The 17,476-nt window shown below is 36.8% G+C and carries 14 protein-coding genes and 1 pseudogene; 14 read left to right on the plus strand and 1 reads right to left on the minus strand.

The annotated features are described in order from the left end of the window. The first annotated feature begins 78 nt into the window (after positions 1-78). The 4 genes from EDD71_RS10750 (at position 79) to EDD71_RS10765 (ending at position 2,984) form a co-directional block, all read left to right on the plus strand. Positions 79-474: a PTS sugar transporter subunit IIA gene (locus EDD71_RS10750; RefSeq protein WP_133628744.1), complete on the plus strand. Its 396-nt coding sequence runs from the start codon at positions 79-81 to the stop codon at positions 472-474. Between the two features lie 39 nt (positions 475-513). Further along, positions 514-1,002, plus strand: coding sequence for a PTS sugar transporter subunit IIB (locus EDD71_RS10755; protein WP_133628745.1), 489 nt, complete (start codon positions 514-516; stop codon positions 1,000-1,002). 145 nt (positions 1,003-1,147) lie between these two features. Next, positions 1,148-2,107, plus strand: coding sequence for a phosphoglycerate dehydrogenase (locus EDD71_RS10760; protein ID WP_133628746.1), 960 nt, complete (start codon positions 1,148-1,150; stop codon positions 2,105-2,107). Between the two features lie 34 nt (positions 2,108-2,141). Beyond that, on the plus strand, positions 2,142-2,984 hold the full coding sequence (locus tag EDD71_RS10765; RefSeq protein ID WP_166636451.1) for a Cof-type HAD-IIB family hydrolase: 843 nt from the start codon (positions 2,142-2,144) through the stop codon (positions 2,982-2,984). 189 nt (positions 2,985-3,173) lie between these two features. Here the strand turns inward: EDD71_RS10765 and EDD71_RS10770 are convergent, their stop codons facing one another. Then, positions 3,174-3,284, minus strand: a complete 111-nt coding sequence (locus tag EDD71_RS10770; RefSeq protein ID WP_133628748.1) for a transposase — start codon at positions 3,282-3,284, stop codon at positions 3,174-3,176. A gap of 321 nt (positions 3,285-3,605) precedes the next feature. Here EDD71_RS10770 and EDD71_RS10775 point away from each other — a divergent pair, with 321 nt between their 5' ends. The 10 genes and pseudogenes from EDD71_RS10775 to EDD71_RS10815 all read left to right on the plus strand — a co-directional run. Then, the gene (locus EDD71_RS10775; protein WP_133628749.1) at positions 3,606-4,346 is read left to right on the plus strand and encodes a MurR/RpiR family transcriptional regulator; all 741 of its coding nucleotides are present in this window, start codon (positions 3,606-3,608) and stop codon (positions 4,344-4,346) included. Positions 4,347-4,556: 210 nt separating this feature from the next. Beyond that, positions 4,557-6,113, plus strand: a complete 1,557-nt coding sequence (locus EDD71_RS10780; RefSeq protein ID WP_133628750.1) for a PTS transporter subunit EIIC — start codon at positions 4,557-4,559, stop codon at positions 6,111-6,113. A 24-nt stretch (positions 6,114-6,137) separates the two neighbouring features. Further along, positions 6,138-7,469, plus strand: a complete 1,332-nt coding sequence (locus EDD71_RS10785) for a family 4 glycosyl hydrolase (RefSeq protein ID WP_133628751.1) — start codon at positions 6,138-6,140, stop codon at positions 7,467-7,469. Between the two features lie 181 nt (positions 7,470-7,650). Then, positions 7,651-7,827 (plus strand): annotated as a pseudogene (locus EDD71_RS15395) (glucosamine-6-phosphate deaminase); the annotation flags it as partial. Between the two features lie 46 nt (positions 7,828-7,873). Next, positions 7,874-9,028 carry an NAD(P)-dependent malic enzyme gene (locus EDD71_RS10790; protein WP_133628752.1) on the plus strand — a complete coding sequence of 385 codons (1,155 nt, stop codon included), beginning with the start codon at positions 7,874-7,876 and terminating at the stop codon, positions 9,026-9,028. A 231-nt stretch (positions 9,029-9,259) separates the two neighbouring features. Further along, positions 9,260-10,768, plus strand: a complete 1,509-nt coding sequence (locus tag EDD71_RS10795) for a type I restriction-modification system subunit M (protein WP_133628753.1) — start codon at positions 9,260-9,262, stop codon at positions 10,766-10,768. Positions 10,769-10,783: 15 nt separating this feature from the next. Next, positions 10,784-12,025 (plus strand): restriction endonuclease subunit S, encoded by a 1,242-nt coding sequence (locus EDD71_RS10800; protein WP_133628754.1) that lies wholly within the window; start codon positions 10,784-10,786, stop codon positions 12,023-12,025. Between the two features lie 309 nt (positions 12,026-12,334). After that, positions 12,335-12,829 carry a transposase gene (locus EDD71_RS10805; RefSeq protein WP_207669337.1) on the plus strand — a complete coding sequence of 165 codons (495 nt, stop codon included), beginning with the start codon at positions 12,335-12,337 and terminating at the stop codon, positions 12,827-12,829. A gap of 1,063 nt (positions 12,830-13,892) precedes the next feature. Continuing rightward, positions 13,893-16,859 (plus strand): type I restriction endonuclease subunit R, encoded by a 2,967-nt coding sequence (locus tag EDD71_RS10810; protein WP_207669338.1) that lies wholly within the window; start codon positions 13,893-13,895, stop codon positions 16,857-16,859. 6 nt (positions 16,860-16,865) lie between these two features. Continuing rightward, positions 16,866-17,476: M48 family metallopeptidase (locus EDD71_RS10815; protein ID WP_166636453.1), on the plus strand; the 611-nt coding region annotated here is incomplete at its 3' end.

Consider the following 17,476-nt stretch of genomic DNA (forward strand, 5'->3'; position numbering starts at 1 on the left):
TAAATTCGAAAAGTAACTTATAATATAAGATATTGTAAGTTTTATGGATATATATGGATCAAGTAATGAGGTGATTATATGAAGAAAAAATTCCTATTAATTATTACCCATGGAAATTTTGGAAAGGAATTACTAAAAAGTGTTGAAATGATCATGGGTGAACAGGAGGATGCCGCTGCTCTTGGACTTAACCTAGGTGATGATGTTGATGTTTTAAGGGCTGATGTTGAAAGGATTATTGCAGAAAATGAAAAAGCCGATAAAGATACTATTGTTCTTGTTGACTTATTGGGAGGAAGCCCATCTAATGTAGGGCTGTATGCTCTAAAAAATCATGATATTAAGGTTATTACAGGGGTTAATATGCTTATGCTAATAGAGTTCTTTTCATCTAGGGAGTTTGAAGAGTTAGAAGATTTAGTTGAAAAAATGATAAATTCAGGCGTTGAAGGTATAAAAAAATTTCAAAAATAATACTTATTAATAAATAAATTAGAAAGGGAAGTGATAAATATGGGAGAAATAAATTTAGCAAGAGTAGATGACAGACTAATTCATGGACAGGTTATGACAAAATGGTCAAGAGGACTAAATACAAATGCTATTTTTGTTGTTGATAATCCAACTGCCAAGGATCCATTCATGAAGGAAGTTTACATTATGTCAACAGCAAGTTCTGGAATGACAATAAAGGTTTTCAGCACAGATGAGGTAGTGGAATATTGGAATAAGACAAAATTTGAAAACTACAGGGCAATTCTTTTATTCAAAAATATTGATACTGTCAATGAAGTTGTTGAAAAGGGATTGCCTATAACTAGATTAAATATTGGTGGAATTGCTAAAACAAAGGAAGCTAAATTTGTTATACCAAGTGTTGGTCTTAAGCCTTCAGATGCAGAAATCCTTAAATCACTAGCTTCAAAAGGAATAGAAGTATTTTTCCAAACAGTTCCAGATACAAAAGCTGTTACTTTGCAGGATGCATTAAAGAATTTTTAATAAGATATAAAAAATCTCTATAATAAAAAAACCCCATTTCCAAAGCAGACCAATAATTTTAACAATAAAAGGACATTTGGAAAGGGGTTCAAATTTTATGATTATAAATAAAAATAATCTATTGTTTAATAAAGGAGGATAAAAAATGACTAAGAGAATATTAATAACTCCGAGATCATTTGGAAAAACAAGTAATGCTCCATTTGAAATTTTGGAGAGATATGGATATGAAATAATTAAAAATTCTTCTGGCAAACAGTATACAGAGGAGGAATTATTAAATATTGTTGAAGATATAGACGGAATGATTGTAGGATTAGACACTATTTCAGCTAAAGTATTACAAAGGGCAAAAAATCTAAAAGTTATAACTAAATATGGTGTTGGTTTAGATAATATAGATCTTGAAACAGCAAAAAAACTTGGAATTAAAGTTACATATACACCAGGTGCCAATAATGAATCGGTAGCAGATCATGCCTTTGCTTTGATGTTAAGTTTAAGCAGAAATATTATAAAGCTGGATAAAATAGTTAGAGATAGGGGATGGGAAAAAATAATTGGATGTGAAATATACGGTAAAACAATAGGAATTGTTGGAACAGGAGCAATTGGAAGGGGAGTAGCAAAGAGAGCAAAGGGGTTTGATATGGAAGTATTGGCCTATGATATATATCCTGACCATGATTTTGCTGTAAAAAATGGAATAAAATATGTAGATAAAAGGACTTTATTAGAAAAATCTGATTTTATAACACTTCACGTACCTTTAACAGATGAAATGTATCATTTTATAGATGAGGAAGATTTAAATCTAATGAAGAACACTGCCTATATAATTAACACAGCTAGAGGTGGAATTGTTAATGAGGAAGCATTATACAGGGCTTTAAAAGATGGCAGAATTGCAGGGGCAGCACTAGATGTATTCGAGATTGAACCCCCTGTTTCTAATAAGCTATTGGAGCTAGATAATGTAATTTTATCTCCACATTGTGGGGCTTCTACAATTGACGCTACTAACAGAATGGGAATGATGGCAGTAGAAGGACTTATAAGCGTATTGGAAGGGATTGAACCTAAATATCTTGTACAGGGGTTTTAGTTTCATTTTTTATTAAAACGCAGGGGGAATGATAGTGAATTTTCAAAATGATACAAGTAAATATAAAAAAAGATTTGGATTAAACATAGAGGAAGCAAAAAATATAAAACTAATTGCTTTAGATCTAGATGGAACATTATTAGATGATGATTTAAAAATCTCTAAAAGAACAATTGATTGTATAAAAAGTCTGGTACATAGAGGTATCAACATTGCGTTAGTGACGGGAAGAACTCTAGGATCTGCCTATTTGGTTAGAGACATTTTAGGTGTTGAGGTACCAATAGTTGCATATAATGGCGGAAGAATAGTTGTTCCACCAAAGGGAGAGATTTATACTGCCAAAATACCCCTTACTGAGGCTATAAAAATAATAAAATATGCTGAAAATAAGGAGCTTTATGTTAAGGCATATATAGATGATTTGATGTATGTTGAAAAAGATGAAGAAGCCTCAAGGATTTTCTGCCAAAAACGCGGGATAGAATATAAGGTTGTTGGAAAGCTGAGTGAAAACCTTACAGAAGATGTTAATATGATTATAATTTATTATAAAGACCCAATATACGGTAAGATTGATGACGAACTTAAGAATATAAATGTAAATATAACTGCTTCAGCCACAATAGCATTGGACTTTGTACCAAAGGAAGTATCAAAAAGCAATGGACTAAAATTAGTTGCAAATTACCTTAACATTAGAAGAGAAGAGATTTTAGCCATAGGAAACAGCCAAAATGATATTGATATGCTTAGTTTTGCTGGAATAGGAATAGCAATGAAAAATGCAGATTCTATGCTTCAGGAAAGATGGAACCACTTTACCGAGTATACAAACAATGAAGAAGGGGTATATCATATTTTAAAACAGATTTAGCTTTGAGAACGCCCACAGATTTGTGTAAATTTATTTAGATAAGATTAATTCAAACTGGAAATTACTATAGGAGACAACTCCTGTAGTAATTTTTATTTTTTGTGGGGTATTACTAAATAATGTGATAGTGTAACTGCGGTTCAATGTGAATGTCAATAGAAATTTGAGCCACTTCCTAAGGTTTTATTCTCAGGCTAATCCATGTTGCCTTGCAACCAAAGATACATTACCTGTTTCTACTGCTGCTTTAACTATTGACTCTTTAAATTCAGGTGTATATTTCTTTCTTGTTATCGACATAATGCATTCCACCTAGCCAATAATATCTTATCATATTAAGACACACTGCCCAAGTACTTTAGGGGGCTAAATAGCAGGGCTATTTTGTTGTATATATGTTTGAGATTTTTGAGAATTGTCCCGAGGTATGAGGTACGGGGTGCCTGTTATAGGATGAGTGTTTTCATAATATTGTAATTTTCGACAGATATGGTATAATCACATTTGATAATATAGGTAATTTTCAAACGTTTCTGATAAAAGAGTTATAGATTTAGTTTGAGATATAGTTTATAGTTTTAAAAAGTGAGGGGCAATTATTTAAAAAGTGAGGGGGGAATTATGGAAAATTTAGCTAAATTATTTAATAAATTAACAAATAGCGAACAGAAGGTATTCACATATATCTATCAAAATCAACAAAAAGTTATGAAGATGAGGATAAGTGATTTAGCTAAGGAAACTTATACGTCTAAAACTGTGATTATTAACATGGCTCAAAAGTTAGGATTTGAGGGCTTTGCGGATTTAAAGTATTATCTTAAATCTGTAAATAATGATGAAGATGACAAAAAAGTTTTAGAGGATTTGCAGTATAACTTAAAACAAAATATTGAGAAAACATTTGTTGTAGTAGAAACGGATTTATATAAAACAATTACCAGGCAGATATTAGATGCTAAAACTGTGTACGTTTTTGCCAGGGGTACAAGTAAAGCGGCCGGACATTACTTGAATCATCTGCTCCTTACCATTGGGATCAAGTGTATATTTGTCGACGACTATAATTTGCTTACCCTTGTTGGTAATACATTGACAAGAGATGAATTGGTAATTTTGATTTCCTTGTCAGGGAATACGGAAAAAATACTTGAGGTGGCTAATATGGCAAAGGTCAAGGGGGTTAAAAGCATAGCAATAACCTCCTTTGGGAACAATGAATTATCCAGGATATGCGATTATACCCTGCATTGTGTAGCAAATGATACCGAGACTAAGCACAACGACAGCATATCCAGAATAGGAATGTTCATAGTTATTGAAATGATTGTTAATTGTATAAAGGAACTCGATAGAAAATAGCTCGTTTAAAGACGGGCTATTTATTTTTATCCAGACTTTAACATGACCCAGTTCATTTCCCATGACCTGAGACATTATCTAGGAAAAGAGTATCATCAGGAATCATTGTCAAGCCTTCCGGCGGAATGTAAAATCTTTATTAAGAAGGGCGCTCTTCTAGTAAATGCTTCATAGGATATATTTTAAAATTTGTAAATGGAGGAAGGCGAGATGTCCAAGAATTTTAGTCAGAAGATACAGCAGTTTGGTAGAACTTTGTTATTGCCAATTGCAGTTATGGCACCTGTAGGAATGATACTAGGCTTAACAGGTGCACTTGTTCAGTCCTATATGATAGCCAGATTCCCTTTCTTAGGTAATCCGGTACTAAATACAATACTAGTTAATTTGAGAACAATAGCTGGTGCGGTTTTTGATAATATTCCCCTAATGTTTGCTATGGGAGTAGCATATGGAATGAGCAAAAAGGATAAGGGCATAGCAGTATTTGCATCTACAATAGGATATATCATTCTGATAATATCCATGAATGTATGGCTGACAGTTACCGGAAAGATGGCAGCACCGGAGGTAATGAGCCAGTTTGGACAGATAAAGGTGCTGGGCATTCAGACTATGAATGTAAACGCCCTGGGCGGAATAATTACAGGACTTGTTGCGGCATGGGCAACAGATAGATTCTACAAGCTTGAGCTTCCAATAGCCTTTGCTTTTTTCTCAGGCAAGAAGTCAGTTCCTATTATAACTATGGGAATAATGATGGCAATTGGTTTAACAATACCCTTCATATGGGAAATGTTCGTAGGCATATTAACTAAATTATCTGTAGTTTATCTAAGTCCTGTAGGACCTTTCTTCACAGCAGCCGGAGAAAGATTATTTATTCCCTTCGGTCTTCACCACGTATGGAATGCTCTGTTTAGATTTACAGAGGCCGGAGGTTCCTATGTAATAAACGGAAAGACCTTCGTAGGAGTAGTTCCTACTCTTAATGAGATACTATTCAATTTAGGACCAAACAGTGAATATTGGAGCATGCTTCCGAAGCTGACAAGGTTTATGGCTCAGCAGCAAATGCTAGTTACATTGTTTTTATTCCCTGCAATAGGGCTTGCTATGTACCATACAGCATACAAGGAAAATAAAAAGCTGGCTAAATCTCTGATTGTTACTTGTATATTAACAGCATTTTTAGGTAATGTTACAGAACCACTTGAGTTTTCCTTTGTATTTATTGCGCCAATCCTATATGTAATTTACGCATTTATTGTAGGAATTGGAGCAGTGGCATTATCATTGGCTAATGTCGGAATAGGATATATAAGGGGAACTATATTCGACTTTGCCATATTCGGTTTGCTTTATGAAAGAACAAACTGGGTAGCTTTCGTGATAATAGGTTTGATTTTTGCAGTTGTTACCTACTTTATATTCAGGTGGGCAATATTAAAGTTTGATTTAAAGACTCCAGGTAGGGAAGATTCACCATCTGCAGATAACAATCTTATCAAGGAAAAGAGATACGATGAAATAGCTAGAATTGTAATACGGGCCTTAGGAGGAAAAGCCAATATAAAACATGTTGATAACTGTATAACACGTTTGAGAATTGATTTAGGTGATGTAAACTTGGTTGACCGTAAGTTGCTTGAAAGTTCAGGTTGTACAGGAATATTCTTCCCTGCGCCAAAGCATATTCATATTGTTTACGGGCCTTTAGTAGAGTTTGTAAGAAATGAGGTAGATGAGCAGTTAGCTAGGATGTAAAATATAAATAATGGAGGAATAGACATGAGAAGCAGCAATATAATCACAATAACTGGAGCAGGCAGTGCCAGAACTCCTGCATTAGTTGGAAGTTTAGTAAAATATAAGGACAGGTTCCCGTTAAAGAAGATAATTTTCTATGATATAGATAACGAAAGAACTTCAAAAATGGAGGATTATATAAGACTTGTTTTAAAGACTTACTGTAGTGAAACGGAAGTAGTTTTTACTACAGATCCGGATATAGCATATGAAAATACAGATTTTGTATTTTGCCAGATGCGTGCTGGAAAAAACGAAATGAGAAGCCTGGATGAAAAAATTCCACTAAAATATGGATTAGTTGGACAGGAAACCTGCGGACCGGGAGGCTTTGCCTACGGCATGAGATCCCTTGGTGCAATGATAGAGATGGTTAACCAAGTGCGCAAGCATTCAAAGGATACTTGGATTTTAAACTATACAAACCCAGCTGCAATAGTGGCCCTAGGCCTTGACAAGGTTTTCCCTGATGATAAGAGAATATTGAATTTATGCGACCAGCCATATTCACTTATGAGATCCTTTGCTAAGATTCTTGGAGTTGAACAAAAGAATTTAAGAGCTACCTATTTTGGATTAAATCATTTTGGATGGTTTACAGGACTTAAGGACATCAATGGAAAGGACTATTTTGAGCAGCTAAGAACCTACCTAAGGGATCATGACTTCAGGCCCTATAATGCAGAGCAGCGTTCCAAGTCCTGGTTGGATACTTATTTAAGAGTAAACAAGTACATGAAATTCTTTGATGAGTATATACCAACAACCTATCTTCAATACTATTTCTTCCCTGATGAAATAGTAGCTGAAAGCAATCCAAACTACACAAGAGCAGATGAAGCAAGGGATTCAAGAGAAAAGGAAGTTTGGGAAATCTGTTCCAAGGCTGTTAATGCTAAATCCATAGATGATGTGGAAATCATAACAAACAGTGTCTTTGGTGACCTGATGGTAGAACTGGCAGAATCTATTGCATACGATTTGCATAGTGAATTCATTCTGATGAGCAGAAACAATGATATAATAACCAATTTCAGCAGGGATGCCATAGTGGAAGTAGCGGGTACCGTTGGAAAAGATGGAGCACATCCTTATGTCTACGGAGAAATTAAGCCTTTCTATAAAGGTTTAATGGAGGCTCAGCATGCCTACGAACTTCTAACAGTTGAAGCGTTCTTGGAAAAGGACTATGTAAAGGCACTTCAGGCCCTGACCTTGAACAGAACTGTTATAAATCCTGAAAAAGCTAAAGCTGTACTTGATGATTTGATGGAGCATAATAAAGACTACTGGTATTTGGAGAAAAAGAATTAAGACTTTTTCTATCACGTCATGAATAGAAGTGTAGGGGACATCCCCCTTTCGAGGATGATAAAGGGGCTGTCTCACAATAATTCCTTGTGAGGCAGTCCTTTAATTATTGTCCTGTTTAGAATTAACTATCCCTTGTTATATTATCTGGTTATAAAAAATAAAGGGGTAGAGACTATGCCATGTTTATTTAAATCCACAAAGTGTATTGGGCCTTGCAACTGGAGGTACTCCAGTTCCTATGTACAAGGAACTTATATCAATGCACAGAGAGAAAAAGCTTGATTTCAAAGAGGTAAAAACCTTCAATTTAGATAAATATATCGGTTTAAATAAAGATAATCCCAATAGCTATTATTACTTATATGCTTTATGTTAATATACAGAATGACTTGGAGGAATAGAATATGTCTATTTATGAAGATTCCCTGAAATTTCATAATGAAATTAGAGGGAAGATTGAGATAAAGTCTAGGACAAAAGTACAAAATGAATTAGATTTGAGTTTAGCCTATACTCCAGGAGTTGCAGAACCTTGCAGAGAGATTTGTAAAAATAAGGAAAATGCCTATATCTATACAAGAAAATGGAATAGTGTAGCTATAGTATCCGATGGTAGTGCTGTTCTAGGGTTAGGCAATATAGGTCCTGAGGCATCACTTCCTGTTATGGAAGGGAAGGCAGTTTTGTTTAAGGAATTTGGAGGCGTAGATGCCTTTCCACTGGTTTTAAATACAAATGATGTGGATGAAATTGTTGATACTATTGTTAGGGTGTCTCCAGGTTTTGGGGGGATCAATCTTGAGGATATATCGGCTCCAAGATGTTTTGAAATAGAGAGAAAGCTTAAGGAAAGGCTTGATATACCAGTATTTCATGATGATCAGCATGGCACAGCAATAGTTACTTTAGCGGCTTTAATTAATGCGTTAAAGATAGTTAAAAAAAGACAGGATGAAATAAGGGTTGTCGTAAACGGTCCGGGTGCAGCGGGAACTGCCATAACCAAACTACTTCTAAGTTTTGGGGTAAAGGATATAGTTGTATGTAATAAAAAGGGCATTATTAATAAAGAAAGCAATTTTGAAAACGAAGCCCAGCAGGAACTGGCACATATTACAAATCCAAGGGGTATTAGTGGAACCTTGGCGGATGCTATGGTGGGTGCTGATGTATTTATAGGAGTTTCAGCACCAAACGTTGTTACAAAAGAGATGGTGAAAACCATGAACCGTGATTCAATAATATTTGCAATGGCAAATCCAACGCCTGAAATATTTCCTGAGGAGGCTAAGGCAGGTGGGGCAAGGATTGTAGGAACTGGACGTTCTGACCTTCCAAATCAGATAAATAATGTTTTAGCCTTTCCGGGAATATTCAGGGGAGCACTGGATGCAAGGGCAAAGGAAATTAATGAAGCAATGAAATTAGCAGCTGCCTTTGCAATAGCAAATTCAGTACCAGAAAAGGATTTGAAAGAAGATTATATAATACCAAGGCCTTTTGATTATAAGGTTCAAAGGGCAGTGGCAGAGGCTGTATCAAGGGCTGCAAAAGAATAAAAATTAAATTTGTAAACAAAGCTTCTGAACAGGTTATTACGGCTGCTTACTCAGAATTGAATAAGCAGCCGTATTTAATGATAAGAAAAAACTGGTAAATGGATCTTTGGAATAGGTTCAGCTGCCAGTTTTTGCCTATTTTATCTTATATAAAATCAATAGTTGGCTATTAATTTTTTGTGATAAAATGTAAATATATCAAACTAAAGCTATTTCAAGGAGTGAACATAAATGGAGAACAAACTAACCTTATCCCAGCTTGAAAGCTTTCTCTGGGGAGCGGCTGATATATTAAGGGGCAACATGGATGCTTCTGAGTATAAGAACTACATATTCGGAATGCTCTTTTTAAAGAGGGCAAGCGATGTTTTTGATGAGGAAATAGAAAATATTATAAAGAGGGAAATGGAACTTGGAGCCTCGGAGGAGGAAGCAAGGGAGATCGCTGAGGACAGGGATGAGCATGATATATATGTGCCTGAAAGGGCCAGGTGGAAGAATATAAAGGATTTGAAGCACGATATAGGACCGGAAATTAACAAGGCCTTTGAGGAGCTTGAACATGAAAATCCAATACTCGAAGGAGTTTTGACAGCGGTTGATTTTAATGATAAGGACAGGCTGCCTGACAATAAGCTAAGGTCCCTTATACTGCATTTTGATACATACAGGCTTAGAAATTCTGACTTTGAAAAGACAGATATATTGGGTGCCGCCTATGAGTACCTTATAAAGCAGTTTGCCGATAGTTCGGGAAAGAAGGCAGGGGAGTTCTATACACCTGCCGAGGTTGTCAGGCTAATTGTAAACCTTGTTAAGCCGGAGGAAGGAATGCAGGTTTATGACCCTACTGTTGGCTCTGGTGGTATGCTTGTTCAAACAATAAGGTACATAGAGGAGCATGGTGGAAACCCAAACAACGTTTCATTATATGGACAGGAAATAAACTTAAGCACCTGGGCTATTTGCAAGATGAACATGATACTCCATGGTGTCACAGGGGCTAAGATTTATAAGGGTGATACCATAAGGGCTCCCCAAAATATAGAAAATGGAAGGCTTATGCAGTTTGACAGGGTTATTGCAAATCCTCCATTCAGCTTGAAGAACTGGGGAAGGGAAGACGTTGAGAATGATGGATTTAACAGGTTTACATATGGACTTCCTCCTGCAAGCTATGGGGATTTAGCATTTGTTCAGCACATGATTGCCTCATTAAAACTTACTGGAAAGATGGCAACGGTAGTTCCCCATGGAGTTCTCTTTAGAGCCGGAGCAGAGGGAAAGATAAGGGAAGGCATGATAAAGGATGATATTATAGAGGCTGTTATAGGCCTGCCTTCAAAGCTTTTCTATAACACAGGCATCCCTGCAGCAATACTTGTGATTAATAAGAACAAGGAGACAAAGAGAAGGGGAAAGGTACTATTTATAGACGCGAGCAGGGAATACCAGGAAGGAAAGAACCAGAACGTTTTAAGGAATGAGGATATAGAGAAAATAGTTAAAGCCTTTGATGGTTTTGAGGATATGGAGAAGTATGCAAAGGTTGTTACAAATGAAGAAATTAATAAGAACGAGTATAATCTGAACATTTCAAGGTATGTTGATGTAAGCGAGGAGGAAGAGTTGATTGATATAGAGGAAGTTATTCAAAAGCTCGACGAACTTGAAGAGGAAAGAAAAGCAATAGATAAGAAGCTAAATGGATTTTTAGTTGAGCTTGGATTTAGGGATTAGACAGGTGGTGATAGCGTGAAGAAGGTTAGAGAAGGATATAAGATGACGGAGATTGGGGAGATACCTGAGGAGTGGTCAATTGTAAAACTTGGTAGTGTAATAAAAAGTTGTTCAAATGGTTTAAGTGATAAGCAAAATCGAGAAGGTAAAGGTGTTAGAGTCACGAGAATTGAGACAATATCAAACGGGATAATTGATATTAATAAAGTTGGATATGTTGAAACTGAAAGGGATCTAACTGATTATAAATTACATACAGGGGATATATTGTTTAGTAATATAAATAGTGTTGAGCATATTGGAAAGGTAGCATATGTTGATAAAGACTATAACTTATATCATGGAATGAATTTACTAAGGATTAGATCGGATAAAGATAAAATATATGACAAATATTTGTATTTCTTATTATGCTCATATAATGCCAGGAAATATTTTAGAGATAATTGTAAGAAAGCTGTAAATCAAGCAAGTTTAAATCAGGAGGATTTAAAAAGATTTGTTTTTGCTCTTCCTTCATTTACGGAGCAAAAAAAGATTGCTCAAATCCTTTCCACCGTCGATGAATTAATAGAAAAAACTGATGAAATAATAGAAAAAACAAAGGAACTTAAAAAGGGATTAATGCAAAAACTTCTTACAAAGGGTATAGGGCACAGCAAATTTAAGATGACTGAAATAGGGGAGATACCTGAGGATTGGGAAGTTAGAAGATTAGATGAATTAGCAGATGTAATTATGGGGCAATCACCTGATTCAAGTACCTATAACGATGTAGGGGAAGGAATCCCATTTTTCCAAGGAAAAGCTGACTTTGGAACAACATATCCAACAGTGAGAAAATGGTGCATTCAACCTACTAAAATTTCAGAACCTCTTGATATATTGTTGTCAGTTAGGGCACCTGTTGGAGATGTAAATATAAATAATGTAAAGGCTTGTATCGGCAGAGGGTTAGCAGCGATTAGAGCAAAAAGAGAGAATGATTTTAAGTTCATTTATTATGCTCTTCAACAGTATAAAGACATATTCGATAAAGTATCTCAAGGAAGTACGTTTAGTGCAATTAATAGTGGAGAGCTAAAAGCTTTAAAGTTAGCCAGTCCTAACAAAAACGAACAACGCCAAATTGCCTCAATCCTCTCTGCTGTAGACGAAAAAATCGAAGCCGAAGAAAAACGCAAAGAGCAGCTATTACAGCTTAAAAAAGGCCTTATGCAGCAGCTTTTAACAGGAAGGGTTAGGGTAAAGGTGTAATGATTCTTTATACGGGCGAACACTGTTCGCCCCTATATAACAATGTAATTTATATGGCTGGAATGAATTGTTGATTAACATGGGCGAACGATGTTCGCCCCTACAAAATAATGTAATTTTATAGATGGCACGAATTGTTGAATGAACATGGGCGAAGGATGTTCGCCCCTACAAAACAATGTAATTTTTATAGATGGGATGCATTGTTGAATGAACATGGGTGAAAGATGTTCGCCCCTACTGTACCAATGATGGGGTGAATTATAGAATAAAAATTTTAATTACGGTAAACAATCTGGTGGTGATGTGATGGATTATCCGAAAAGAAAATCAATTCGTTTAAAGGGTTATGATTATAGTCAAAATGGATATTATTTTATTACAATATGTGTTCAAAACATGAAAAATATTTTATGTAGGGGCGAACACTGTTCGCCAGAAAATAACCACCAATTTGAGTTATCAGATATAGGAATATTAGTGGATACTGCAATTAGAAATATACCTAAATATTATGCGAATGTTGAAATTGAAAAGTACGTTATTATGCCAAACCATCTGCATATGATTCTTGTATTGCAGAGTAATGAAAGCGGGCGAACGATGTTCGACCCTACAGCACCGACAATAGGGCGAATCATTAAACAAATGAAGGGATACATAGCAAAGCAAATAGGCTATTCAATATGGCAGAAATCCTATTACGACCATATTATACGTAATGAGTCAGAATATCAAAAGATTTGGCAATATATTGACACCAACCCATTAAAATGGGAGTCGGATAAATATTATAATAGGTAATCCTATCATAATGGGCCCTAAATAGGAAAACAGTCTATGCGGTGACGTATGTCACCCGAAGTGTATGTACAAACGATGTTTAATGTGTAGGGGCGAACACTGTTCGCCCCAACGGTGGGATGGGTTATTAAGCAAATGAAAGAACACGTAAACATGAAAACAATCCATGTAGTGGCGAATATTATTTGCCGCAACAGGCCTAACGATTGGGGATAATTAAACAAACAGGAGGATACGCCGATATGAAAAGAATCTATGTAGAGGCGAACATTGTTCGCCCCTACGGTGGGATGGGTTATTAAGCAAATGAAAGAACACGTAAACATGAAAACAATCTATGCAGGGGTGAACACTGTTCGCCGCAACAGGCCAAACGATGAGGATAATTAAACAAACAGGAGGATACGCCGATATGAAAAGAATCTATGTAGAGGCGAAGACTGCTCGCCCCTACGGTGGGATGGATTAATAAACAAATGAAAAGACATGTAAACATGAAAACAATCCATGTAGTGGCGAATATTATTTGCCGCAACAGGCCCAACGATGGGGATAATTAAACAAACAGGAGGATACGCCGATATGAAAAGAATCTATGTAGGGGCGAACACTGTTCGCCCCTACGGTGGGATGGGTTATTAAGCAAATGAAAGAACACGTAAACATGAAAACAATCTATGCAGGGGTGAACACTGTTCGCCGCAACAGGCCAAACGATGAGGATAATTAAACAAACAGGAGGATACGCCGATATGAAAAGAATCTATGTAGAGGCGAAGACTGCTCGCCCCTACGGTGGGATGGATTAATAAACAAATGAAAAGACATGTAAACATGAAAACAATCCATATAGTGGCGAATATTATTTGCCGCAACAGGCCTAACGATTGGGGATAATTAAACAAACAGGAGGATACGCCGATATGAAAACAATCTATGTAGGGGCGAACACTGTTCGCCCCTACGGTGGGATGGATTAATAAGCAAATGAAAAGACATGTGAACATGAAAAGAATCTATGTAGGGGCGAACATTGTTCGCCGCAACAATGGGGGTGGAACTGTTGAGCATCTGGACAGAGGAAAGCGAAGTAGAGCTTCCTGCCATTAAGAGGTTAAAGTGGCTTGGGTACACTTATGTTGAGCCTGAGGTTCTCATGGAGGAAAGGGAATCCTTAAAGGAAGTTATACTCGTTAAAAGGCTTAGGGAAGCGATAAAAAGAATAAATCCGTGGATAGATGATGTTAACTTGGATAAGGCAGTCAGAAGGTTAACCCATGTTAGTGCAGTTGGGCTTATGGAAGGTAATAGGGACGTCTATGAAATGCTTACCTCCCATATATCCCTTGAGCAGGACTTGGGAACGGGTAAAAAGGGACAGACTGTAAAGTTTATTGATTATGAAAATATAGATAACAATGAATTTATAGTAACCCGCCAATATAAGGTGCAGGGAGTTAAAGAAACTATTATTCCCGACATAGTTGTGTTTATAAATGGCCTTCCAATCGGAGTTATAGAGTGCAAGGCCGAAAGCAGGCCAAATGCCATGGAGGAGGGGATAAAACAGCTTTTAAAATATACGAATATGAGAAAGCCCGAGGAAAATGAAGGCGCTGAAAAGCTCTTTTATACCAATCAGGTTCTTGTTTCAACCTTTGGTGGAGGAGCAAAGTTTGGAACGGTGGGTGCAGGGTATGACCACTATCTTGAGTGGAAGGACCCATATCCACTGAGCATAAAGGACTTGGGAAAGCATAAGATACAGGATATACTTCTTGCAGGAATATTTAAAAAGGAGAACATTCTTGACCTTATTCAAAACTTTATAGTCTATGAATCTGTAAATGGAAAGCTCATTAAAAAGCTTGCAAGATATCAGCAGTTTAGGGCAGTAAACAGGACACTCGAAAGACTTATTAATGCTAAAAACTCAAAGGAGAGAAGCGGTGTTATCTGGCATACACAGGGTTCAGGCAAGTCCCTTACAATGGTGTATCTCTGTGGAAAGATAAGAAGGATTCCTGAGGTTAAGGCATCAACAATACTCATCATAACCGACAGGGTTGACCTTGATGAGCAGATAACAAATACATTTAGAAAGACCTCAGGGGATGAGGTTATTCATATAGGAAGCAGAAGGCAGCTAAGGGAGCTATTAACTAAGGATAAAAGCGTTGTTATTATGTCAACTATACATAAATTCCTCGGAGTTGATGAAGATGTTGAGTATCCTGTGCTTTCTGAGAGTGAAAACATAATAGTAATGGTTGATGAGGCCCATAGAACCCAATACAGCGACCTTGCAAGAAATATGAGAACTGCCCTTCCTAATGCAGCATACCTTGGCTTTACAGGAACTCCAATATCCAAGATAGACAAAAACACAAGAAGAACCTTTGGAGATTATATAGACAAGTATCCGTTTAATGCAGCAATTAAGGATGGTGCGACTGTTCCTATTTTATACGAGGGAAGAAAACCAGAACTTATGGTTGAGGGTGCAAACCTTGAGGAGCTTTTTGACAGGGTGTTCTACAATAAAACACCTGAGGAAAAGGCGGAGATTAAGAAAAGATATGTTAATGCAACATATATTGCCGAATCTCCCTCAAGAATTAAAGCAATATGCCTTGATTTAATTAAGCACTTTGAAGAGAGGGTAAAGCCAAACGGATACAAGGCAATGGTAGTTGCAAGCTCACGCCTTGCTGCGGTAAGATACCTTGAAACCTTAAGGGAGCTTAACGGACCTGAGGCAGAGATAATCATATCAGGTCAGCAAAACGATGAGGCCGATATTGCTAAATACGTTTATGATAAGGACAAGCAAAAGGATATAATAAACAGGTTTAAGAATGATAAAGATAACTTATCAATACTTGTTGTAAACAACATGCTCCTAACTGGATTTGATGCTCCAGTTGTTCAGGTTATGTACCTTGACAGGTCCCTTAAGGAGCACAACCTCCTTCAGGCAATTGCAAGGGTTAATAGAAAGTATAAGGACAAGCAGGCTGGAATTATCGTAGATTACTTTGGAGTTTCAAAGCATCTTCACCAGGCCCTTGAAATATTTTCAGATGAGGATATAGAGGGAGCATTAAAGCCTGTTTCGGATATACTTCCGTACCTTGACAATGCAGGAAGGGAAGCTGTGAAATATTTTAGAAATGTTGATAGAAATGACCTTGAGGAATGTATATATGTCCTGAAGGATAAGAATATAAGGGATGAGTTCAATGCAGCCTTTAAGGAGTTTGCAAGGTACTATGATATATTAATGCCGGACCCACTTGTAAATAAATATAAGGCTGACTTTAAATTCCTAAGCCTTGTATATGCTGCGGCCAAAAACAGATACAGGGACGATTTTATGAACCTTGAGGGCTGTGGAGAAAAGGTAAGAAAGCTTATAGAGGAGCATATAAGAAGCTCAGGTATAAGCACAGTAATAAAGCCCATTAGTATAATTGACAAGGGCTTTGATGCACATGTAAAGGGACTTACAAGCAAGAAGGCACAGGCCTCGGAAATAGAGCATGCTATAAGGCACTACATTTCAGTAAACATAGATAAGGACCCGGTTTATTATAAAACCCTCCTTGAAAGGCTTGAGGAGATAATAAGGAAGTATGACGAAAGCTGGGAACAGCTTGCAATGGAGCTTGAAAAGCTTAGGGATGATATTAAAACAGGCCACAGGGATGAGGCGGAGGATAAGGGGCTTAGCGAAGTTGAGTATGCCTTCTACGGGCTTCTTAAAAAGTTTGAGAGGGATGAGGTTTTTGAGGACATGGTGGCAGAGAAGGGGGAAGAGTATGGAGATGTTACAGTATATAGGGCAAAGGAAGTTGTAAAAAAGGTGAAAAAATGTGCTGTAGTTGACTGGACGAAGCGAGATGATGCCCAGAAGGATATGAAGAAGGAACTTAAGGGGCTTTTAAGATCCTTTGGCTACAGTTTAAGAGAAGCAAATGAAATAACAGCTGAAATAGTAGAACTTGCAAAAGTACACTTTGGAAGGTAGATGACTATGCCGCAGATTGTATATGGTAGTGAATGTTTTGAATATAAAGCAATAAAAAAGAAGAAAAAGAACATAGGAATACTCGTAACACCGGAGGGAGAAGTTATCGTAACTTCTCCCCTTCATGTAGAAGATAGCCTTGTCCACGAAGTTGTCATGAAGAAGGCAGGATGGATTTTAGGAAAACTCAAGCTTGTTAGGGAGATTAGTAAAGAGATAAGGGAGAAGGAGTTTGTAAGCGGTGAATCAATAGAGTATTTGGGGAGAAGATACAGGCTTAAGGTTATTGAGGGTGGTATCAAGGGAGTAAACGTAAGGCTCTTTAGGGGAAAGTTTGAAGTCACAGTAGATTCAAAGCTCGAGAAGGATAAGAGACAGGAATTGATAAAGGCAGAGTTAATTAAGTGGCTTAAGGAACAGGCCAAGGTTAAACTTAAGGAAAGAACTGAAGTTTACAGCAAAAAGCTAAATCTTGTTCCTAACAGGGTAGTAGTAAAGGAACAAAAAAGCATTTGGGGAAGTTGCTCCAGCAGGGGAAATATAAATTTTAACTGGAGGCTTATAATGGCCCCCTTGTCTGTAATTGATTATGTTGTTATACATGAGCTTTGTCATCT

The sequence above is a fragment of the Fonticella tunisiensis genome (assembly GCF_004364155.1).
Classification (GTDB): Bacteria; Bacillota; Clostridia; order Clostridiales; family Caloramatoraceae; genus Fonticella; species Fonticella tunisiensis.